We start from the raw sequence: 22,912 nt of genomic DNA, 5'->3' as shown, positions 1-22,912 counted from the left end.
CATGGCACGCAACTCACTGTTTCCCTCCGGCCTGAACTACCGCAAACGCAAGAAGTTCGGCAAGAACTCCTGGATCAACGTATCCGGGTCCGGGGTATCTGGCTCCACCAAGGTTGGCCCGGTCACCTTCAACAGCCGGGGAGGCATGTGGGTGAAGCTGCCTGGCGGCTTCACGTTCCGCGGCCGCTGGCGTTAGGTCGCCAACAGCCAACGCCATCTTCGTGATATCGACTTGAAAAACCCCATGCGCCCACAGTTTCCGGGCGTATGGGGTTTCGTCGTCTTTACAGCGGCGCCATGTGGCGCCAGGCGGGCGACGGTGCTAGAAGTTTTAACAGGGTGCCACACGGCACCGCGATTCGCGCCACGACTTGATGCCGCCCCACGTGCACGCCCGAATCGGCCAGGAAGCAAAAGTTGACCAGACAAGGTACGTGGTTGTTGCATGCGCGACACAGATGAGAGCGACTTTCACGCCCAATTCGAAATGGGCGTTGAAGCGGACGCAGTTTTACGCCTCGGGCTGCTGCTGATGGGGGCAGGCACCTCCGGGTACCGGGTAATGCGCGCCATGAAACGCGCCGCCCGTGCCCTCGGGTTTACCCGGCTGGACATCGTCGTCAGCGTCAACACCATCACCTGCACTTTCCACCGCGGCAAAGAGTTTCGCACCGTGGTCGCCAACCAACACGACCCCACCGTGGACGCCTCCCGCATCGAAGCAATCGAGGACCTCGCCCACCACCTCCACCGCCGTATCAGCGCGGCAGAACTCAACGCCCGTCTCGACGAGATCGAACACAACGTCACCCGGCGGTGGTCGCCCTGGCTGGTGGCTTTCGCCGCCGGGGTGGCCTGCGCGGCCTTCGCGCTGCTCAACCACTACCCGCCCAAAGAATCCGCCGGTATCTTCCTGGCCGCCGTGTGTGGGCAAGCCACCCGCGGTTTTCTCGCCCGCCGCCACTTCAACACCCCCGGCGTCGTCGCTTTGAGCGCACTGGTGGCCTGTGCGGTGTATTACCTGATGAGCGGGGTAGTGGAGTTAGCCTCCGGATACGTTGCCGCGGTGTTGTTCGTTATCCCCGGCTTCCCCCTGTTTAGCGCGCTGCTTGACCTTATCCGCTTCGATATCACCGCCGGGCTGTCCCGCCTGGCCTACGCACTGGTCATCATGACCGCCGCCACCCTGTCAGTGAGCGTGTTCGGCATGATCACCGGCATGCCCCCGCTGCCGGAGGTGCACGAAGAACTACCCTGGCCGGTGCTGCTGCTGGCCAGCCTGGTCGGCATCGCCGGATTCGCGGTGCTGTTCAACTCCTCGCGCCGCATGATCCTGATTGCTTCGCTTGTCGGCGGGGCCGCCAACATGGTGCGCATCATCGCCATCGCCAACTATGACGCTCCACCCCAGCTTGCGGCGTTTCTTTCCGGCGTCCTCATCGGGCTTATGGCAGCCCTGATCGCCCGCCCCGCCCGACTGCCCCGCATCACCATGACCGTCCCGGCGGCCGTGATCATGGTGCCCGGCGCGGCCATGTATCAGGCCACCTATGCGCTGAATAATCACGACATTGATACCGCCCTGGCTAGCGCCACCACCGCGGCGCTGATCGTGGTTTATATTTCCGCCGGGCTGGCGGTGGCGCGCATGCTCACCGACAAAGACTGGGCACTGGGCCGGCTGATTGATTTCAACCGTCCCCTTGACGGTGAAGCCCAACTCGGCCGTTGATGTTTAGTCGGTGGGGGCTTCCCCGGCCAAAAACCACAATCCATCTACTTGTTCGGCTAGGCCGTCGCTGAGCAAACTGGCTGCGCATTGGAGTTTTTGTTGCTCATTGGGCCACGCCACATCCGCTAGGCGCCAGCCGGTGGGGTGCTCCCGCAGGGCGGCCATGATGCGACCCCGGCATTGCCGGTCGGTGCCGGCGAACTTTTGTACCCGGCGCTTTGCGTCGGCTATTTCCTCCGGCTGGGGTGGTGGGCATCCTTGCCGCTGCCACGCACACCATTGGGTGATTGGGCACTGCTGACATTTGGGGGTGCGGGCTACGCACACCAGCGCGCCTAACTCCATTAACGCCACTGGCAGCCGCGGCCCCAACGGGTCGCCGGGTGCGGGCATGAACTGTTCGACTAGTTGTCGGTCCGCGGCGGCTGGGCGGGGGCATATAAGCCGCCCGCCTAATGCCCGGTGCGCCACCCGGCGCACGTTGGTATCGATCGCCACCACGGCTTGCCCGTAGTGGAAACTCGCAATCGCGGCGGCCGTGTAGTCCCCGATCCCGGGCAGCTTCTTAAGGGTTTCAACATCGTCCGGCACTACCCCGCCGTAGCTTTGGCAAATCTCCTGGGCGCATTCCTGTAAGCGCAGGGCGCGGCGCGGGTATCCCAGCGTGCCCCACGCCCGCAGCACTAAAGCGGTAGGGGCCTGCGCCAAATCTTTTGGGGTGGGCCACGTCTGCATCCACTCCACCCAGCGTGGTGCCACCCGCGACACTGGGGTTTGTTGGCTCATCACCTCAGAGACCAGGACCCCGTAGGCGCTCGTGCCGGGCGCACGCCAGGGAAGATCGCGGCTGTTGGCGTCGAACCACTCCACCAGAGCCGAGCGGAGATCATCAAGCTGCGCGCGCGTTAAGGGGGAGGACATGAGCACACACTGTAGTTGTGCATTGTGGCGCCAAGCCAGCCCGCCCCGGCCGGGGCGGGCGCGTGCGTCGAACGCGCGCTAGGGCGCCTGCGCCCCCGGGGTGTTTTAGCGGGGGTGAAGCCCCGCGCAATGGGGGTGTGTGACGGGCTGAAGCACACCGTGTCGTGGTGCACAATAAGAACATGGCTATTGAAAGAACCCCCACCGCCGTGTGGCAGGCACTGCGCGAAGGCAACGAGCGCTTCATGCACTTCAATGAAGAACGACCCAACCAAGACCAGGGTCGCCGCTCACAGCTGACGCAGGGGCAAGACCCCATCGCCGCTGTTCTCGCATGCTCCGACTCGCGTGTCCCGGTCGAGATGATCTTCGACCAGGGCCTGGGAGACGTCTTCGTCATCCGCACCGCGGGCGAAATCACCGACCTCGCAGTTCTGGGTTCTCTCGAATACGCCGTCGAATCCCTCCACGTGCCCCTCATCGTGGTCATGGGCCACGAATCCTGCGGTGCGGTCGCCGCCACCCAAGCAGCCCTCGACGGACACGAAATCCCCGGCGGATTCCAGCGCGTCCTCATCGAAAAAGTCAGCCCCTCCATCCTGGAAGCCCGGGCCGCCGGCTGCACCACCACCGCCGAATTCGAGGCCTACCACGTGGCAGAAACCGTTGATATGGTGCTGTCACGATCCCCCGAAATCAAAGCGAAACTGCAACAGGGCAAAGTCGGCATCGTCGGCGTACGTTATCGCCTCTCCGACGGCATGGCAGAACCCGTCGCAGCGCTCGGCGTATAAGGTTTAACACTGTGACTGGTCAAAAGCGTCTTCCCGAGGTCTACTACGTCCGACGCCGCGTAGCGGCAGTCATCATCGTGCTGCTCCTAGTGGTGCTGGCTGTCATAGCCATGACCAAACTCGGCGGCAGCAACAGCCAGGAAGACGTCGGCCAGGCCGCCAACACCGAGCAGCCCAGCCCCACCCCCACCCGGGAGGACGCCGACACCACCCCCACCGGTGACCCGTCCAAACCCTCCGACGCCGCCATCGCCGCCCCCACCAGTGCCCCGCCCACCAGCGAGGAACAAAAACCGGAACAACCCGTCAAAGACAGCTGCACCCTCGACGACCTCATCGTCACCGCAAACACCGATCGCCCCACCTACGATCAGCAAACGCAGCCCACCTTCTACATGACGGTCAAAAACCCCACCGGCGCCGACTGCGACATCGACCTCAGCAAAGACATCCTGCGCTTCGAGGTCTACGACATGACCACCAACCGGCGCATCTGGTCCGACGTCGACTGCAACCCCCCAGAGGACACCAAAAAGCGCGTCTACCCGGCCGGCAGCGAAACCTACTACGAAGCAAAATGGTCGCGCACCACCAGCGCACCCAAACAGTGCAACGACCGCCAGCCCGTCCCCGCCGGCGCCTACTACCTGCACACCCTCGTCGGAAACAACCACTCCGACGCCCACCCCTTCAACCTCAAATAACCCCAACACACTCAAAAGCCCGCACCGCAAAAACGGTGCGGGCTTTAAGCATCCAACGCAACCCCAACCGGCCCACTAGGACTGGCGGGAACGACCCCGGGCAACACCCGACAAACCCACAGCCTCCAGGGCCTGCGCAATCGTGCCCACCTCACGAGCCCCCGCAACCTCACTGCCCTTCGGCACAATCGCGTGAGAAAAACCAAGACGCCGCGCCTCCTGCACCCGGCGCGCCACATTCGGCACCCGCCGAATCTCCCCAGCCAAACCCACCTCCCCAATAATCACCGTCGACTCCGGCAACGGGCGCGCCGCAGCCGCCGAGGCCGTAGCCAACGCCACCGCCAAATCAGACGCCGGCTCCGCGATCCGCATACCACCCACCGTTGCGATGTAGACCTCCTTGGCGGCAGAATCCAAGCCCGCCCGCGCCGACAACACGGCCAACACCATCGGTACCCGGGTGGAATCCAAGCCGGTCACGGCGCGCCGGGGGTTTTTGCTGGGGCTGTCGACCAGGAGTGCTTGTACTTCGGCGAGGATGGGGCGCACCCCGTCCATGGCGACGGTGACGGCGGTGCCATCGGGGGCGGCGTCCCGGTGGGAGAGGAACAGTCCGGAGGGGTCGGGGATTTCTACGATGCCTTCGGCGCGCTGCTCGAAGCAGCCGACCTCGTCGGTGGCGCCGAAACGGTTTTTTATGCCGCGCAGCATGCGCAGGGAGGAATGCCGGTCGCCTTCGAAGTTGAGCACCACATCCACCAGGTGTTCAAGGACGCGGGGGCCGGCCACCTGGCCGTCCTTGGTGACGTGGCCGACCAGGATGATGGGTAGTCCGCGGGTTTTCGCCAAGGAGGTCAGCGCGGCGGTGACGGCACGAGATTGGGCAACGCCACCAGCTACGCCCTCAACGCCCGGGGCTTGCAAGGTTTGGACGGAGTCCACGATCAGCAGGGAGGGTTTGAGCTGATCGACGTGTCCGAAGACTACGTCCAGATTTGATTCGGCGGCTAGGAACAGACTGTCGTGAAGCGCGCCGGTGCGTTCCGCGCGCAGCCGCACCTGGCCGGCGGATTCTTCGGCTGTGATGTATAGGGCGGTGCGACCGGTGGTGGCCCACCGGCTGGCGACCTCCAATAGGAGGGTGGATTTACCCACTCCGGGTTCGCCGGCGAGCAGCACAACGCTGCCCGGCACAATGCCGTTGCCGAGAACCCGGTCCAATTCAGAAATGCCGGTGGGGGAGCTGACTGCCGCGTTGGCATCAATCTTGGTGATTGCGGTCGCGGGTGAGGTGGGCGTGAGCCCGGTGGGGGAGGAGCTGATCCCAGTGACCGTTGCTGCGGACACAGCGGGTAAAGACTCGTTGAGGGTGCCCCAGGCACCGCATTCCGGGCAGCGGCCCAGCCACTTGGGGCTGGAATATCCGCAGTCGGAACAAACGTGGACGCTGCGTTGCTTTTTGGCCATGGGTTACAGCATAGAAAGAGGTGGGGAACTGGGGGTTTTTGGGGCTGGCTGAAAAAATCTGCGGGGGTAATTTTTACATGCGTACTATTTAATGCTTCTTTGCTGAGACGACGCTAAATGTCCGACTTTGCTTCCAGTAGTACCTGCAGGGTTGCCTATAACCCACTGGTCAGAAGTCACCCGGGGGTAAAGGAAAGCAAATCTGCATGTAGTTGCCGTGTTGCTTTTGGCATGTTTTGGGTGGGCGACGGGACCTAAGGGCTCGGTCTACCTGTGAGAAAACTGTGAAGAAAAGTTGTTTAAAGTGACACCTTTTGGAAAGATGGTGTTGATTACCTGGGAGCAGTCTGTCCATAGGGTTATCTGAATGGGTTAGGTACCGCCTCACCCGGCCGGATGATGCAGGTCAGACGCTTTGAGGCTCACGCCGCTTACGGTCAGAGTCCATGCCAGGGACTGTGATCGAAAGATTTTTGGAGAATAGATGTTAAAGACAAGCCCGATCAGGGACTTCGCGACACGTGTCGTTGCGTTGCTCGGATCTCTCTTTGTCGTCATCGCGATGGTTTCGCAGCCTGCCGTGTCTCACGCACAGCCTGCAGTGCATCAAGATGCTGCGCAGCAGCCGGCCCTGTTGGCCCAGGTTGCTGCGGGCGATGATGCTGCCGAAGACGATGGCGTCGTAATGGAGCCCCAAGCCTTCGACCCGGACCGCTCGATTGAGTATTCCGATGGCGAAGTCTTCGTGCGAATGACCATCGACTTCGAGGGTGCTGGCCGTGGCCAGAACCCCGCGAACTCGAAGAATAGGCCCTGTGTCGTCACCAAGGACATGGGTTACCCCATCGGCGATGAGTCGCCCGATGACAACAACATGTGTGCCGGCGACGGTGTTGGCGCGCTGTACAACGTTGGCTTCAGTTACCGCACCGGTAAAGAGCCCGTCACCATGACGATCATGCCGCAGTGGACTGACGTTGAGCCGATCGAGGGCATGGGTACTCCCCAAATGGAGCCCAGCATCGTCTACCAGCTGACCAACAGCAACACCGTCAGCTACGTCCGTAACAAGGACGGCAGCTACACCTTCACCTTCGCTCCCTCCCCGGGTGTGACCAAGTCGATCGGCTGGAAGGCAATGGTTTCCACCGTTGAGCCCCGCCGTAAGAACCAGGCCACCCAGAATCAGGCCGGTTCCTGGCGCATGGGTGCCGAGGTCTTCGTTGGTCGCGACACCAGCGGCAAGGAAGTGGGCATTGCTAAGGCTGACCAGGACCTGAACGTCCTCGCTGTTAACCGCATGGATCAGCGCATCGACCAGCTCCTGGTGGACAGCAACTTCACCTACTTCGATCGTCCGGCTCCCAAGGTTGATCTGGATCCGAACTCCGATCGTGAGTGTGTTGCCGATGACGCCCCGAAGGATCCCGCTGAGAAGTCCGAGGAATACATCGGTATTTCCGCTGTCTCCAACCTGACGAAGTCCTGGGACCAGACCTACGCGTCGGTGATCCCCGGCAAGTACGACAAGACCATTGGTATTGACAATGGTGTCTCCCAGTCGACTATGACCCGATTCATGCTCGAAAAGCCGGCCGATATGCCGGATGCGGACATGAAGAAGATCCGTGCCACCTATGAGGGGCAGGACGTTGAGGTCAAGTTCGACGATGCGGGTAACGCTTACTTCGATCGTCACTACACCACCAGCACCGGTCAGTCCGGTAGCCAGGCGCGTTTCAAGTTCTTCGTGCCGGTCTCCAGCTACCAGGATGGCACCTACAAGTGGAACGTCCGCATGGACACCGTCGACGAGCAGGGTGCTGACTCTCGCGTCATGACCGCCGACGATCTCGGCATGTACATTCCGCGTTTGGCTGGCAACGCCGCCGACGGCAACAACACCACTGACCCCGGCAACGGTCAGGCATGTTCCGTTGCGACCACCAACAACGACGAAGGCATTGTCGGCGGCAAGGGTCTGCCGAACAACAACTGTGCACTGGCAAACGTCGTCATCAAGCACTATCAGTGTGACGAAAACCCGGAAGCTGATGGCTGCCAGGATTTCCGCAAGGACGACCGCATTCTTTCCCGTAGTGCTACCTTCAGCCCCTCCATGGCCATCAACGGTGGCAAGGAGCCGGTGAACTCCTCCGAGGTCAAGCTCTCCGTGTCCCCTGGCTCCGACGTCACCATGTGTGTCGGCTGGGCCCAAGGCACCCAGCGCATGTCGGACGGCAAGCTGTACATCAACGGCTGGCGTGCACAGGAACTGCAGAGCATCTTCCCCGACGCGAAGATCTACTACACCAACTCTTCCTTCGTGAACCAGGGCAACGCAGACGCGCCCATCGACTGTAAGGGTGCAGACTGGACCCTCGCTTACGACAGCAGCAAGAATCTCAACACGGATCCGGCCAATGTCTTCGAGGGTGGAATTAACGAAGTCACTGGTTTCTATGTTGCATTCCCGGGCGACGGCGCAATCTCCGCGCCGACCACCCTGGCATACCGCGTGTCCTCCATTGACGCGACAAAGTCCCGCGAACTCTTCGACGGCAAGCACCCCGGATACAACATCATCCAGGACACCGCCGGTGAAGACTACATGGAAACCTTCAACTACATGAAGGTTCAAAGCGGCTGTGCAGCTCCGCAGCTGCGCAAGTCTCGCATTATGTTCTCCCGCCCGGAGGCTGGCGTTTCCACCCAGTCCATCAGCGCGCAGGGCAACACTCTCGACTCCAAGACCTCTCAGGCAACCGAGCTCGGCCCCTCGCACCACTCCTTCAAGCTGGTGCCGACCATTAACTGGAATAACGGTAACGACTTCATCAACGGAGTTTCTTCCAATGGTGAAAAGACCCGTATCCACAACCGTCTTTACTTCTCCAAGTGTCTTGAGCCCGACACGGACGTGCTGCCCCCGAATGCTGTCATTCACGCAGATCCCAGCACGAAGAGCGACAATCCGCTGGATTGTGGCTATGACAAGGATCGCTACATCGAGACCACCTGGGCTTTGTCCACCGAGTCCTCCAACGACCCGTTGGTGCCCCGTTGGCCTGCACTGAAGAAGCCGGATGTTTTGACCTCCGGTACCTGGTCTAAGAACGCTGGCAACGCCGCCGACTGGGGCTACCAGCCGACCTTCGGCTTCGTGACCCCGGGCTGGACTGGTCCTAAGTCCCAGTTCAACATCATGTCCGAGTGGCGTCTCACCGGTACCCCGGCAATCACCGACCCGAACGCCCCTGGCGCCGGCCCGGTCGATTCCCGCGCACCGCAGCCGCGCCCGAGCGACCCGCCGAATTCCCCGCAGGTTGTTGCCGGCCCCGACAACATCGATCCCTGGCCGAACAACTACAAGCCGCTGAATAGCAGCATTGGCACCATGCGTATTTGGGTGCCCGAGGTGTCCTCCGGCGCGTTGTCCAAGACCGAGAATGACAAGCTCATCCCGGTGAACAACACCTTCAGCCACTCCTTGGCACTGGCCTCGACGGACCGTTCCGCCGACTCCATGCTGGGTGCCACCGAGTTCATTGACGTGCTGCCCTACCCTGAGGACGGCCGCGGAAGTGATTACAGTGGCCAATACTGGCTGAGCCAGATGCCGACCGTCGTTCCGGCGGGCTTCTTCGATGTCTACTACACCACCGCTCCGCCCGAGACCGTGTCGATGTGTCCGAACGGTATTGCCCCTGATGCTCAGGCCGCAATCTGTAGCCCGGACCTCATTAACCGTGACGATCAGCGCGCGCCGAATATCGACCGTCAGCCTTCCAATACTGACTGGAAGCCGCTGACGCCGCAGATCGTCGCTGAGCTGGCGAAGAACCAGGGTAAGGGCGAGAAGATCACCGCGCTGAAGTTCACCTCCAAGAACTTCCCCGGTGGCGCATACAACGCTGCGGTCTTGACCTTCGCTACCCGTGGTAACCACGCCGACGACGTCTACGCCAACAGCGCTGGTCCGGTATCGGTGCAGGGTGTCGCCGGCCGACCGGTCGCGCCGGTTCCCGCAACCCAGGTCGTGAAGACCCGCGTTTACGCCGGTGAAATCTCCGGTCGCGTCTACGTTGATGCGAACGAATCCGGCGATTACGAAAACGGCGAGGCACCGGGTTCGCCCCGTAACGTGGTGCTTTTGTCCTGCTCCAATGACACTGGCGAGCTCGTGTGTAACGAGACTGAGCCGGTTCAAACCCTGGAGCTTCCGGCCAATGGCGAATACCTCTTCAAGAACCTGCCCGCAGGTATCTACAAGGTCGTGGTTCGTCACAATGACAATACGGAGATCAACACCGAGTCCGGCAAGAACCCTGCCAACGTTGGCAAGTGGGAGTCTGACCCGCTGCAGATCTACGGCATCTCCCCGGAACGTAACGGTGGTAACCCCGAGCGCATCAGCGACATCGACTTCGGCTACTACAATGCCGACCCGAAGCTGAGCATCGAGAAGTCTGTCGACAACCCGGATACCCCGCGCGAAGTTGACGGCAAGGCTGTCTTCACCATCGAAGGCGCCAACACCGGTAACGTCCCGCTGAACCAGGTCAAGCTGACCGACAACTGGGTCAAGGGTGAACTCACCTTCCAGTGCACCATCATGAACTCCGATGGTGTCGCCTACGAAGGCGAAGAGCTCAAGGCCAAGGGCGACCTTCTCAGCGAAGAAGGCGCAAACCTCGCCCGTGGCGATAAGTACCGCTGCATCTCCGAGCCGCTGGCTGATGGCACCATCACCCAGGCCGACATCGATAAGCAGGAAGATCTGCTCAACAAGGCATCGATCACCGGTCGTTACCTTGAAAACCCGCCGATCGACCCGCAGAAGTCTGAGGCCAAGGTTCCGCTGAAGCCGGCCGAGCCGCACCTCACCCTGACCAAGCTGGTTGAGGGCGAAGCTTCCAAGCAGAAGGCTGCCGGCGAGACCGCCACCTTCGACTTCACCGTCACCAACGACGGCAACGTCACCATGAACAAGGTGAACATTGCCGACAACTTCGGCGACCGCAAGTTCGTCTCCGCCATTGCTTGTGATGACCTGGACGGCGCCCCGTTCGTCCTGGGCCAGTCCGCACTGGCACCGAAGCAGGCCGCAACCTGCCACGCTGACTACGTGGTCACCCAGGCAGACGTTGACGCCCAGCGCGAGATCCCGAACACTGCAAAGCCGACCGGTGAGTACTACACCCCGGCCGATCCGCGTACCGTCTACGAAGGTGATGAGGCTAAGGCCACCATCACCGTTCCGGACGGCACCCCGGATGTGTCCCTGGTCAAGCAGGTCCGCAATGTCGATGTTGTCGACGACCAGTTCGACAACAACAAGGAAGTTGCAGCGAAGCAAAACGCTGAGTTCCTGATCACCATTGTGAACAACTCTGCCGTCACCATCACCGAGGCCAACCTCGAAGATGTGATGGATCAGGACAAGGGTGCACAGATCACTTCCTGCTTCGACAGTCAGGATCCGCCGAAGGCTGTTGCCCTCAACGGCTCTCGCAACCTGGCCCCGCAGGAGCGCATCACCTGTACCGTTCGTTACCAAATGACGACCGCAGATCAGGATGCGCAGAAGAAGATCACCAACACCGCAACCCTGACCGGTAAGGTTGTTGACCCGAAGAATCCTGACGCCACCATGCCGGTGCGCGAAGAGGACGACGCCACGATCCAGCCGCCGGCAGCAGCTCCGTCTGTTCTGGTGAACAAGACCGTGGGTGACTCCCGTAACACGGCCACCTTGTCGACCCTGCCGCGTGACCTGAACCAGAACGCGTTCTTCAAGATCGAGTTCACCAACACCGGCAACGTCACCCTGCGTGACGTCCAGTTGGTTGACACCTGGGACAAGGATCCGCAGCTCGACCTGAGCTGTGACGGCGGTTGGAAGCCCGGCCAGGATCTCGCTGCCGGCACCACGATGACCTGTTACGCCACCTACCAGGTGACGCAGGACGACATCGACGCTGGTAAGGAGCTGTTCAACAAGGTTCACATCACCGCCAAGGCCACCGGCCCGGACGGTGAAGAAACCACCGTTGAAAACATCCAGCCCGACCCGCAGGCCTCTGTGACCGTGCCGCAGCTTGACGGTGCAATCAGCATCGATAAGCGCGTCGACGCCAAGCAGGAAGTGAACGATAAGCGCGTTGGCGACAAGGTTGCTTACACCATCCGTGTCACCAACGAGTCCAACATGCGTCAGTACAACGTCAAGCTGGACGACGAATTCCGCGGAATCGACTTCACCTGCTCCGGCAAGGACGGTGCATCCTTCAAGCTGGACGGCACCGAAACCCTCCAGGTTGGCGAGTCCGTACTGTGCGAGGGTGAATACACCCTGACCCAGGACGACATCGACAACGGTAAGCCCTTCACCAACGAAGCAACCGTCACCGGCCACCCGGGCAAGCCCGACGCCGAACCGCAGATCCGTAAGGACTCTGCAACGGTTACCCCGTTGGCTGGCGTGCCGTCGATCACCGTGTTCAAGCGCACCCGTGACGCTTCCGAGCCGGTCAACCGCGACGAGGAGAAGCAGAGCCGCGACGTTGTTGCCGACCAGGCAATGCAGTTCGACTTCTGGTTCCGTAACAACGGTTCCTCCACGCTGCACAACGTCAATGTGACGGATATCTTCGACTACAACTCTGAGGCCAAGGATTCCTTCCGCGGCGCTGAGGGTACCCCGGCACTCGAGTGCTACAAGGGCGAAGACAAGATTCAGCTCGGCAACCTGGACATGGCTCCGGGTGACGAGATTCGCTGCCAGCTGGCGGAGCCCTACACGGTTACCCAGGCTGACGTGAACCTTGGTCGAGACATCGTCAACAACGTCACTGTTACGGGAACTTCTAAGGTGGACCCGCAGGATCCCGAAAACGTCAACGTCGAAGGATCCGGCGACGCCACCCTGCACATGCCTCCGGCAGCTCCGCAGATCGAGCTCACCAAGGTCGTCGGCGACGGTCCGGAACAGCGCAAGGTTCTCAAGCCCGGTGAAGCAACCCACTTCACCATCACCGTCCAGAACACCGGTAACGTCACCTTGACTGATGTCAAGATCGACGACCAGTTCGCCCAGGTGTACGACCTCAACAAGGCACCGCTCGACATCGTCGAATGTGTCAAGCAGTCCGATCAGAGCAAGGTTGATCCGAAGGCCGGCTTCGTGCTCGAGCCCAAGGACTCCGCAATCTGCAAGACTGCCGAGTACACCGTCACCCCGGACGACATGCAAGACCAGCGACCCCTGCCCAACAAGGCAGTCGTCACCTCCGTCTTCCAGAAGTCCGGCGGCACCAAGATCACCCCGACCGACGACGACACCGCCGTCATCAACGTTCCGCCTGCATCCCCGCAGATGACCGTTGACAAGGCAGTTGCCCCCACCTTCGACGGCAAGTACAAGAACACCGTCAAGCGCAACGGCAACGAAGTCGCCTACTTCCGCATCAACGGTGGAAACACCGGCAACGTCACCCTCGAAAACGCCCTGCTCACCGACGAGTGGGCCAAGGACGAGGCCCTGACCTTCCAGTGCCACACCAATGACATCGGAGACGTCAAGGGTGCCGACTTCGAGATGGGCACCGGCCCCGGCGTCCTTCTCCCCGGCCAGACCTTCGTCTGTGACGGCGAATACCCCGTCACCCAGGACGACCAGGACGCACAGCAGTCCCTGCGCAACTACGTCAAGCTCACCGCCGACTACACCAACGGCTGGGGCGACACCACCAAGTTGACCCAGGACGCTGACGCCACCGTCGTCATGCGCGACCCCCGACCCGCCCTCACCCTCAACAAGACCGTTGATGGTGAAAAGGCAGTCACCCGCGCAGCCGGCGACGGCGTGACCTGGACGATCACCGGTGCCAACACCGGTAACGTCACCCTGAAGGACGTCACCATCGGTGACACCTACCCGAAGGGCAAGGACGCACCTGAGTTCACCTGTGAAACCAGCGCAGGCACCAAGTTCACCTTCGACGAAGGCTTCACCCTCAAGCCGAAGGAAACCTACACCTGTACTGGCGTCGCCGACGGCTTCATCACCATGGAAGACGTCATCAACGGTGAAGACAAGGTCAACGAGGCAACCGCCAACTTCAAGTACACCGACGACGAAGGCGAGGAAGCCGAAGGCGACGAGCTGACCAGCTCCGCCAAGGTCACCCCGCTGCGTGCTGAGCCCGCTTTCGAGCTCAACAAGACCGTCGATTACACCGCTGGCGACAAGGCCACCGAAAACAAGTCCGTCACCCTCGGCAAGGACGATGTTGCCTACTTCACGATCGTTGGCCGCAACACCGGCAACGTTCCGCTCACCGACGTCGACCTCGACGACAACTGGGCAGCAGGCAACAAGGACAAGCTGAAGCTTGAATGTGGCGAATGGAAGATCGGTGACGACCTCGCACCCGGCGAGCAGTTCGTCTGCACCGCCGACTACACCGTCAACCAGGCAGACGTCGACGCAGGCGAAACCCTGGTCAACGAAGTCACCATGACCCCGAAGTTCGGCAAGGACAAGCTCGAGCCGAAGAAGTCCGAAGCTACCGTTGAGGTTCCTGCCCCCAGCAGCGAAATCCGACTCGACAAGCGACTCGCAAAGGACGAGGTCCGCAAGGAAACCTACGTCCCCGGCGAGACCGTCCGCTACGAATTCGACGTCACCAACGTCGGAAACGTCACCCTGCACGGCACCAAGATCGCCGACCCGACCCTGGCAGAGCGTGGCATCCAGGTCACCTGTGACCCCGATGTCATCGAGCCCGGCAAGACGATCACCTGCACCGCAGACAAGCCCGTCGAGCTGACCGAGGAAGACGCCGCCAAGGGCAAGCTGGTCAACACCGCAATTGCTCGCGCAATGCGACCGAACCAGAACGACAGCACCGGCGAGGAGTTCCTCCCGACCTCCAACCCTGACACCGAAACCGTGACCGTCGGTATCCCCAAGCTGGGCATCGACAAGACCGCCGAAAACACCAGCCCCGTGCTGGTCAACGGCGAGGTTCTGTGGAAGATCAAGGTCATCAACCCCTCCCCGTTCACCCTGACCGAGGTCTACATCGACGACGATCAGGTCGCTGTCGCTGACAGCGTCGAATGCCACGCCGGCACCACCAAGCAGGGCGAAAAGCTCAAGGGTCGCACCGAGGTCGACGGCAAGACCGTCGCCTACCTCGGCACCATGATCCCTGACGAAGTCGCCACCTGCTGGTTGTCCGTGCCGCTGGATAAGGCGCCCGAGCCCGACAACGATGGCAACATCGTCAACGTCGCAGCCGTCATGGGCCTGTTCGGTGACGAGCCGATCTACGCCGAGGACAACGCACCCACCGACACCGCAAAGGTTCCGGTCGGTACCCAAGACGCCCTCGTGCTCGAGAAGACCGTCAAGGATCCCGAGAAGGTCTACAAGGAAGGCGAGAAGGCCACCTACGTCTTCAAGCTGACCAACGTCGGCGGCGCTGACCTCGTCAACGTCAAGGTCAACGACCCCAACTTCGGCGAAGCACCGTTCGAATGTGGCGACACCACCCTCCTGGTCGGTAAGTCCACCACCTGCGAACGCGAATACACCGTCACGGAAAACAACGCCAAGGCAGGCACCGTCACTAACGTTGCCACCGCCGACAGTCAAACCCGTTACGGCAAGAACGTTCCGTCGAACGCGGCCCGCGCGACCATCAAGACCGCGACGAACAACCCCGGCCTGAAGCTGACCAAGGTCATCAGCAACGGCGGCGAAGACAAGATCTTCGAAGCCGGCCAGACCGTGAAGTACACCTTCACCATCGTCAACAACGGCGACGTCCCGCTGACCGGAGTCATGCTCAATGACCCCATGTTCGGCGAGCCCAGCGAATGTGGCACCAAGGAACTTGCTGAAAAGCAGCAAACCACCTGTGTCCGTGAGCACGTCGTAACCGACGAAGAGGCCGCATCCCCGACCCGTATCGTCCGCAACACCGCAGTGTCCACCGGCCTTGACCCGCAAAACCGCGAAGTCAAGAGCAACGAAGACACCGCAATCTTCACCATCCCGGCCCCGAAGCCCAGCTCCCTGCAGCTGACCAAGGAGTCCAACGGTGAAGAGTTCAAGGTCGGCGAGTACGTTGAATACACCCTGAAGGTCACCAACACCGGTGAAACTCAGCTCAACAACGTCACCGTCACCGACCCGATGTTCGGAACCGAACCGTTCGTTTGTGGCACCAACACCCTGGTCAAGTCCGGATCCACCCAGTGCACCAAGCTGCACAAGGTGACCCCGGAGGATCAGGCCAGCGGCACCATCGTCAACACCGCGGAGGCCAACGGCACCTCGCCGAACGGCACCGCAGTCACCCCGTCGAAGGCCTTCAAGGTCGTCAAGGTCACCCCGGCACCGGTCCCCGCACCGACTCCGGTTCCGACCCCGACCAACCCGGGTATTTCCCTGGACAAGAAGATCACCAACGGTGAATCCTTCGACGAAGGCCAGACCGTGACCTACGAGTTCACCGTCACCAACACCGGCGACGTTGACCTCAAGGGCATCAAGGTGGCCGACAAGATGTTCGGCGACGAGCCGTTCGACTGTGGTCCTGCCGATGCGGTTCTGCCGAAGACTGAGTCCGTGAACTGCACCAAGGATCACGTGGTGACCGCGGCTGATGCTGAGGCCAAGACCGTGACCAACGTTGCTACCGCCACCGGTACCGCCGGTGAGGGTGATGACGCGAAGACTGTGACCTCTAACCCGGGTACCGCAGTGTTCAAGGTCCCGGCTGCACCGCAGCCCGAGCCGACCAAGCCGACTATCGAACTGGCCAAGAAGATCACCAACGGTGACACCTTCAAGGTCGGCGAGACCGTGACCTACGAGTTCACCGTCACCAACACCGGCGACGTTGACCTCAAGGGCATCAAGGTGGCCGACAAGATGTTCGGCGACGAGCCGTTCGACTGTGGTCCTGCCGATGCGGTTCTGCCGAAGACTGAGTCTGTGACCTGTACTAAGGATCACGTGGTGACCGCGGCTGATGCTGAGGCCAAGACCGTGACCAACGTTGCTACCGCCACCGGTACCGCCGGTGAGGGTGATGACGCGAAGACTGTGACCTCTAACCCGGGTACCGCAGTGTTCAAGGTCCCGGCCGAAACCCCGGCACCGACCCCCGCACCGGTTCCGACCAAGCCCAGCCTGGATCTCACCAAGTCCATCACCAACGGTGGCAAGGACAAGGAATTCCAGGTCGGCCAGACCGTCACCTACAAGCTCGAAGTCACCAACACCGGTGATGTCGCGCTGACCAACGTCAAGGTCTCCGACAAGATGTTCGGCGACGAGCCGTTCGTCTGTGGCCTCGAGGAACTGGAGCCCAAGGGCGTAACCACCTGCACCAAGGATCACGTTGTGACCGCAGCTGACGCAAAGGCCGTCACTGTCGTCAACATCGCCCAGGCCGCAGGCAACGACCCGACCGGCTACCAGGTGCTGTCCCCGCAGGCCAACGACAAGTTCACCGTCCCGGTGAAGCCCGTCCCGGCCATCTCCCTGAAGAAGTCCATCACCAACGGTGGTGAGGACAAGCGCTTCGAGGAAGGCGACGTCGTTAACTACTCCTTCGAGGTCACCAACACCGGTGCCACGAAGCTCAGCGACATCGCAATCGACGATGACATGATCATCGGTGCAATCACCTGTGAAGACACCGAGCTGGAGCCCAACATCTCCACGACCTGTACTGCAACCCACATCGTCTCCCCCGACGATGCTGAGAAGCAGACCGTCATCAACGTTGCGACCGCCAAGGCCAAGGACGAGTACGGCGTACCGGTCGAGTCCGCTCCGGACAAGGCAGCCTTCACCGTCCCGGCGAAGCCCGCCCCGCAGCCGACCCCGACCAACCCGGCCATCGCACTCGAGAAGACCATCACCAACGGTGACACCTTCGAAGAGGGCCAGAACGTCACGTACAGCTTCAAGGTCACCAACACCGGTGACGTGGAACTGCACAATGTCAAGATTTCGGACAAGATGTTCGGCGACGAGCCGTTCACCTGTGGTGAACAAAACCTCGCCCCGAAGGCTTCGACCACCTGCACCAAGGATCACGTCGTCACCAAGGCTGATGCCGAGGCGAAGACCGTGACCAACGTGGCAACCGCCACCGGCACCACCGGTGAAGATGCGGACAGCCCCGCAGTGACTTCGAACCCGGCCCAGGCCGTGTTCAAGGTTCCGGCCGAAACCCCCGCCCCGACCCCGGGTCAGCCCGCCATCTCCCTGGAGAAGAAGATCACCAACGGTGCCTCCTTCGACGAGGGTGCAACCGTCACCTACGAGCTCAAGGTCACCAACACCGGTGACGTTGCACTCAAGGACGTCAAGGTTGCCGACAAGATGTTCGGGGACGAGCCGTTCGTCTGCGGTGACAGCGCACTGGAGCCCAAGGCCTCCACCACCTGCACCAAGGACCACGTCGTCACCAAGGCCGATGCCGAAGCCAAGACCGTCACCAACGTTGCAACCGCAACCGGTGCCGACGAGGCAGGCAAGACCGTGACTTCCCAGCCTGGCACCGCCACCTTCACCGTTCCGGCCAAGCCGGAACCGAAGCCGGAGCCTAAGCCGGAAGCCGGCGCCATCGCCCTGGAGAAGGCCATCACCAACGGCGACGCCGACAAGACCTTCGCCGTCGGCGCAGATGTTGAGTACCTCCTGAAGGTCACCAACACCAGCACCGTGAAGGTCACCGACGTCCGCGTCATCGACCCGATGTTCGGCGACAAGCCCTTCGTCTGCGGCGAGACCACCCTGGAGCCTGGTGCCTCCACCGAGTGCACCAAGACTCACAAGGTCACCGAAGCGGACGCCCGTGCGGTCACCGTCACCAACACCGCTGGCGCACAGGCCAAGGAAGCCAATGGCACTGCCATCAAGTCCAACCCGGCCGTCGCTAAGTTCCAGGTGCCGACCGCACCGGCCGACAAGCCCGCGCTGGGCCTGTCCAAGGCAGTCGACAACGCCGGACCGGCCAAGGCTGGCGAGAAGGTCGTCTACACCTTCACCGTCACCAACACCGGTAACACCGAGCTGACTGGCGTGGAGATCAACGACCCGATGCTCGCGCAGGCTGGCGTGACCGTCACCTGCGAAGCCACCACCCTCCCGGTGGGTGCTTCCACCACCTGCACCAGTGGCGAATACACCATCACTGAGGCAGACGCTGCCCGCGGCGTGGTCGTCAACAAGGCGACCGCAACCGGCACCAGCACCGGTGGCGAGAAGGTCACCTCCAACGAGGATGACGCAACCGTCACCACCGCCCGTACCCCGGCCGGTAGCGTCGAAGGCAACATCCCGTGGTGGTCGCTCATCCCGCTGACCATCCCGCTGATCATCGGTGGCGGCAGCTCCGATGCCCCGGCACCGGGCGCACAGCAGCCCGTGCCTGCGCAGCCCGCACCGGCACCGGATGCCCCGCAGGCACCCAACGCCCCGCAGGCACCGGGTGTCACCCAGCAGCCGCAGCGTCCGACCCCGGCCCAGGAGACCCCGTCCAAGGGAATCCCGCGCACGATCAAGGAAGTTCGCAGCCTGGCTAACACCGGCGCGAGCGTCTACGGAATCGTCGCCGGAGGTGCACTGCTCATCACCGCAGGCGCACTCCTGGTCGGTGCAGCACGACGCCGCCGCGAGGAAGGATAAAGCAACCGCCAGCACCTAACCCCGGGCAACCGGGGCTAGGGTGACGGCAGGCTTTACGCCCCTCACACGCGCTTAGGCCCCCTTGAAAGGCTTCCCATAGGGAAACCCCTTCCAAGGGGGCCTTCGGCATTGTCAGGGCGCCTGAGCGCGTCCCAGGGTGCTAAGCGACTGTCAGCACCATCCAGGCGCGGTGCGGTGAATCCGGCACCGGCATAGATTCAGCATCAACCCCGCATGAACAAGGTTGGCGCCAGGTGCTAGGTGTAGGAGGCGCAAGTTCTCGGGCCGGCCGGCAGCAAGCATCATCGGCGCCAACCGGACGAAAGGGGAGAGGAGGGCATGAAAAAACCGAGCCTCCCCGGGCTGGGGGAGACTCGGTCCTTTAAAAAAGTCCTAGAACAAGGCGGGCAGCTTAGTGCTTGTGGCCCTCGTGGCCTTCGCCGTGCTGAACCGCGTCAACGTCCTGGCTGGCGTTACGCTCTTCGACACCTGCAGGCAGGACGACACCGTTGACGGTGGCGGGCAGCTCGAGGTTTCCGGAGTCGAACTCGAAGGTGACGTTCTGGTTGCCGCCGGCAGCGAAGCCAACATTTTCGACCGGAACGGCGATGTAGTTGATGCAGACACCATCGGTGTTCGGCATTTCATCCACCATGGAGGCGGGGCCAGCAACCAGGGAGCAGCCCGGCTTGATGGCGATCGGTGCGCCCGGCAGATCAACATCCATATCGTTGATGGTCACGGTCTTCAGGACGTGATCAACGTTCTTCGGATCCTGGTTCACGGCGGTGAACTTCAGGGCTGCGGCGTTGTTCTGCTCGATAACGACGGTGACGTCGCGGACGGCGACGGTGTTGTTCTCCGAGTTAGCGGAGTTGCCGTCGACGGCTGCAACCTGGTCGGAGGTCTGGGTAATTTGGCCGGCGCTGCAGGCGGCCAGGCTGGCGGCGGAGACACCAACAAGGGCGGCTACGGCGACGCGGCGTGCGACCGCGGTTCGGGACATCACTTTACTTGCCCTCCATTTAAAGGCTTCGGGTGGTTAAGTCAGTTCTTCCATAGCCTACTAGTTTCACCCGGCATAGACCTAGTTTTGTTGGGCTTGCCGGGGTTGTTTCTCCCACAGGTGGGGGTAAAACGAGGGGGATATTGGTAGTTGAAGCCATCTGGGCACCACATTCGGTGGATTGTTGATAAGGCAGTTTTCAGCCCCGCACCACTCAAGGCTCCCCGGCTGGGCAAAGGCGGTTTGGGGGCAGCTGCAAAGTAGGGCAGTGGGGCGTGCTAAAATGTTTCGGATTAGTGCCCGAACCAGCGGTTCTCGTAAGTGACTTACAGGTGATTTCAGCGCATATCTGGCGCACGCCCTCAGGGCTTCCAGATGCCTCTGACACTTTAAGGCGCATGCCGGGAACTCGTTAAAGCTTAAACTCAAGCTCGGGCGCACATTGTTTACCTCACTCAGCCAGGAGAGTCCATGGATTTCAAGGTCGGCGACACCGTTGTGTACCCGCACCACGGTGCGGCAGTCATCGAAGCGATCGAGCACCGTGAGCTCGGCGGCGAGACTCTCGAGTACTTGGTGCTGCAGATCCACCAGTCCGACCTGACTGTGCGCGTGCCCGCCATGAATGCCGAGCTGGTCGGTGTCCGCGACGTGGTGGGCGAAGAAGGCCTGTTGAAGGTGTTCGGCGTGCTGCGCGAAACCGACGTTGAGGAAGCTGGCAACTGGTCCCGCCGTTACAAGGCCAACCAGGAGCGTTTGGCTTCCGGTGACGTCAACAAGGTCGCTGAGGTGGTACGCGATCTGTGGCGCCGTGATCAGGATCGTGGCCTGTCTGCCGGCGAAAAGCGCATGCTGGCCAAGGCCCGTCAGGTGCTGGTCGGCGAGTTGGCGTTGGCCGACAACGTCGACGAGAAGAAAGCCGATGAGCTGGAAGCTTTGATGCAGGACGCTCTGGAGAAGCAGAAGGCGTCTGCACCTCAGGAAGACACCAAGGGTGCCGACGACCTCGACGATGACGACGACGTCGACCTGGATAGCATCGATTTCGACGACTAGAAGCTAGACGACGCTTCATTGCTGCGCCGATGCGCTTGCCTTGCGATTGCGAGGAAAGAGCACCGGCGCAGTTTTTATGTCCAGGCCCGGGGCGGGGTGCGGTGGTGTTTTGGTGGGCGCGTGGGTGTGCAAGACTTGCAGGGTAGTACATGGCCTGCGCGTCGCGGGGCTGGGATAAGCATGGATGGTGATGTTTGTGGCAGGCAAGATTTTTGCGGTGATTCCCGCGGCTGGCATGGGTACTCGTTTGGGCGCGGGCATCCCGAAGGCTTTTTTCGAACTGGGTGGGGTGACGCTGCTGCGCCGGGCGTATGAGTCTTTGGTGGCTGCCGGGGTGGATCGGGTCATCATTGCGGCGAGTCCCGATATGCATGAGCGGGCGCGACTGGAGTGCCCGGATGCGGTGATCGTCGCGGGTGGCAAGGAGCGCGCCGATTCGGTGTTGTGTGGGCTTGACGCGATCGCGGACCAGTTGGGTCATGAGGCCGGCGCTGATGATGTGGTGTTGGTACACGATGCGGCGCGGGCGCTGACCCCGGTAGAGATGATTCAGCGGTTGATGGTTGTGCCTGATGGGGTGGATTGTGTGGTTCCCGCACTGCCGGTGTCTGACACGATTAAGCAGGTCGATGAGCAGATGCGGGTGGTGGGTACTCCTGCGCGTGCGGCGTTGCGTGCGGTGCAAACTCCCCAGGCGTGCCGCTTGGTCACTTTGCTGAAAGCCAATGAGGCTTTTCAGCGTGATGAATCCGGTGATTTTTGTCCGACGGATGATGCCAGCTTGATTGAGTGGTTTGGGGGCACTGTGGTGGTGGCGCCGGGCGATGAGCGGGCGCTGAAGATCACCCACCCGATCGATGTGGTCATTGCCGAGCACTATTTGGCTTAAGTGCTGCCGAGGCGTGTAGTGCTTCTGGGGCCGTGAGTGGGTGGGGTAGTGGTGTTGTGTTGGGGTGGAGCACTGTGGCGGGTCGGTTAGGATGGCTGGCATGCTTATCCCCCGCGTTGGAATTGCCTCAGATGCCCACCAGATCGAGCCCGGCAAGGAATGCTGGATCGCGTGTTTGAATTTTCCGGATGATGACGGCTGTGAGGGCCATTCGGACGGTGATGTGGTGGCCCACGCGGTGGTCGATGCTGTGCTGAGCGCGACGGGCCTGGGGGATTTGGGGTCTTTTGTGGGGGTGGGGCGCCCGGAGTACGCCGGCGTGAGCGGCGCGCAGTTGTTGGAAGAAGTGCGCAGTTTCGTGCGTGATAATGGCTTTACCATCGGTAATGCTGCGGTGCAGCTGGTGGGGCAGTCGCCGAAGATGGGGCCGCGCCGTGAGGAGGCGCAGGAGGTGATGTCGCGTCTGTTGGGGGCTCCGGTGAGTGTGTCTGCGACGACGACCGACAAGATGGGTTTTACGGGCCGCAGTGAGGGTCGGGCGGCTATTGCGACGGCTGTGGTGTGGTCTGCTGAGCAGAAGTAGTCGATTGCCTTGTGTGCGGGCCTCATCGTTGGGTGGG

11 protein-coding genes are annotated in these 22,912 nt (G+C 61.7%); 8 read left to right on the top strand and 3 right to left on the bottom strand.

Annotated elements, in window-relative coordinates:
* The first annotated feature begins 1 nt into the window (after window position 1).
* Both CAQU_RS10630 and CAQU_RS10625 read left to right on the top strand, forming a co-directional pair.
* Window positions 2–196 carry a DUF4236 domain-containing protein gene (locus tag CAQU_RS10630; RefSeq protein WP_075727585.1) on the top strand — a complete coding sequence of 65 codons (195 nt, stop codon included), beginning with the start codon at window positions 2–4 and terminating at the stop codon, window positions 194–196.
* Window positions 197–445: 249 nt separating this feature from the next.
* Window positions 446–1,732 carry a threonine/serine exporter family protein gene (locus tag CAQU_RS10625; RefSeq protein ID WP_075727583.1) on the top strand — a complete coding sequence of 429 codons (1,287 nt, stop codon included), beginning with the start codon at window positions 446–448 and terminating at the stop codon, window positions 1,730–1,732.
* Window positions 1,733–1,735: 3 nt separating this feature from the next.
* Here CAQU_RS10625 and CAQU_RS10620 read toward each other — a convergent pair whose 3' ends face one another.
* Window positions 1,736–2,653: an HhH-GPD family protein gene (locus CAQU_RS10620; RefSeq protein WP_075728706.1), complete on the bottom strand. Its 918-nt coding sequence runs from the start codon at window positions 2,651–2,653 to the stop codon at window positions 1,736–1,738.
* 182 nt (window positions 2,654–2,835) lie between these two features.
* Between CAQU_RS10620 and CAQU_RS10615 the strand changes: the two genes are divergently transcribed.
* Window positions 2,836–3,447, top strand: coding sequence for a carbonic anhydrase (locus CAQU_RS10615; protein ID WP_075728705.1), 612 nt, complete (start codon window positions 2,836–2,838; stop codon window positions 3,445–3,447).
* Window positions 3,448–3,458: 11 nt separating this feature from the next.
* Window positions 3,459–4,151, top strand: coding sequence for a P-loop NTPase family protein (locus CAQU_RS10610; RefSeq protein ID WP_075727581.1), 693 nt, complete (start codon window positions 3,459–3,461; stop codon window positions 4,149–4,151).
* A 75-nt stretch (window positions 4,152–4,226) separates the two neighbouring features.
* On the opposite strand, the gene radA is transcribed toward CAQU_RS10610, so the two are convergent.
* Entirely contained in the window at window positions 4,227–5,621 is a 1,395-nt protein-coding gene (radA, locus tag CAQU_RS10605; RefSeq protein WP_075727578.1) for a DNA repair protein RadA, read from the bottom strand.
* 484 nt (window positions 5,622–6,105) lie between these two features.
* On the opposite strand from radA, the gene CAQU_RS10600 reads away from it, so the two are divergent.
* A complete protein-coding gene (locus CAQU_RS10600) occupies window positions 6,106–19,341 on the top strand; it encodes a DUF7507 domain-containing protein (RefSeq protein ID WP_075727576.1) in 13,236 nt (4,411 codons plus the stop codon).
* A 412-nt stretch (window positions 19,342–19,753) separates the two neighbouring features.
* Here CAQU_RS10600 and CAQU_RS10595 read toward each other — a convergent pair whose 3' ends face one another.
* Window positions 19,754–20,347, bottom strand: a complete 594-nt coding sequence (locus tag CAQU_RS10595; RefSeq protein ID WP_075727574.1) for a hypothetical protein — start codon at window positions 20,345–20,347, stop codon at window positions 19,754–19,756.
* Between the two features lie 471 nt (window positions 20,348–20,818).
* On the opposite strand from CAQU_RS10595, the gene CAQU_RS10590 reads away from it, so the two are divergent.
* The 3 genes from CAQU_RS10590 to ispF all read left to right on the top strand — a co-directional run bounded on the left by CAQU_RS10590 (window position 20,819) and on the right by ispF (window position 22,875).
* Window positions 20,819–21,403 (top strand): CarD family transcriptional regulator, encoded by a 585-nt coding sequence (locus CAQU_RS10590; RefSeq protein WP_075727572.1) that lies wholly within the window; start codon window positions 20,819–20,821, stop codon window positions 21,401–21,403.
* A 190-nt stretch (window positions 21,404–21,593) separates the two neighbouring features.
* A complete protein-coding gene (gene ispD / locus CAQU_RS10585; RefSeq protein WP_075727570.1) occupies window positions 21,594–22,292 on the top strand; it encodes a 2-C-methyl-D-erythritol 4-phosphate cytidylyltransferase in 699 nt (232 codons plus the stop codon).
* A 91-nt stretch (window positions 22,293–22,383) separates the two neighbouring features.
* Complete coding sequence (gene ispF, locus CAQU_RS10580) at window positions 22,384–22,875, top strand: 2-C-methyl-D-erythritol 2,4-cyclodiphosphate synthase (protein WP_075727568.1); 492 nt, start codon at window positions 22,384–22,386, stop codon at window positions 22,873–22,875.
* The last annotated feature ends 37 nt before the right edge of the window (window positions 22,876–22,912 follow it).

The sequence above is a fragment of the Corynebacterium aquilae DSM 44791 genome (genome assembly GCF_001941445.1).
GTDB lineage: Bacteria > Actinomycetota > Actinomycetes > Mycobacteriales > Mycobacteriaceae > Corynebacterium > Corynebacterium aquilae.
Note: the sequence above shows the minus strand (reverse complement) of the source record. Positions and strands in the feature narration are given on the sequence as shown.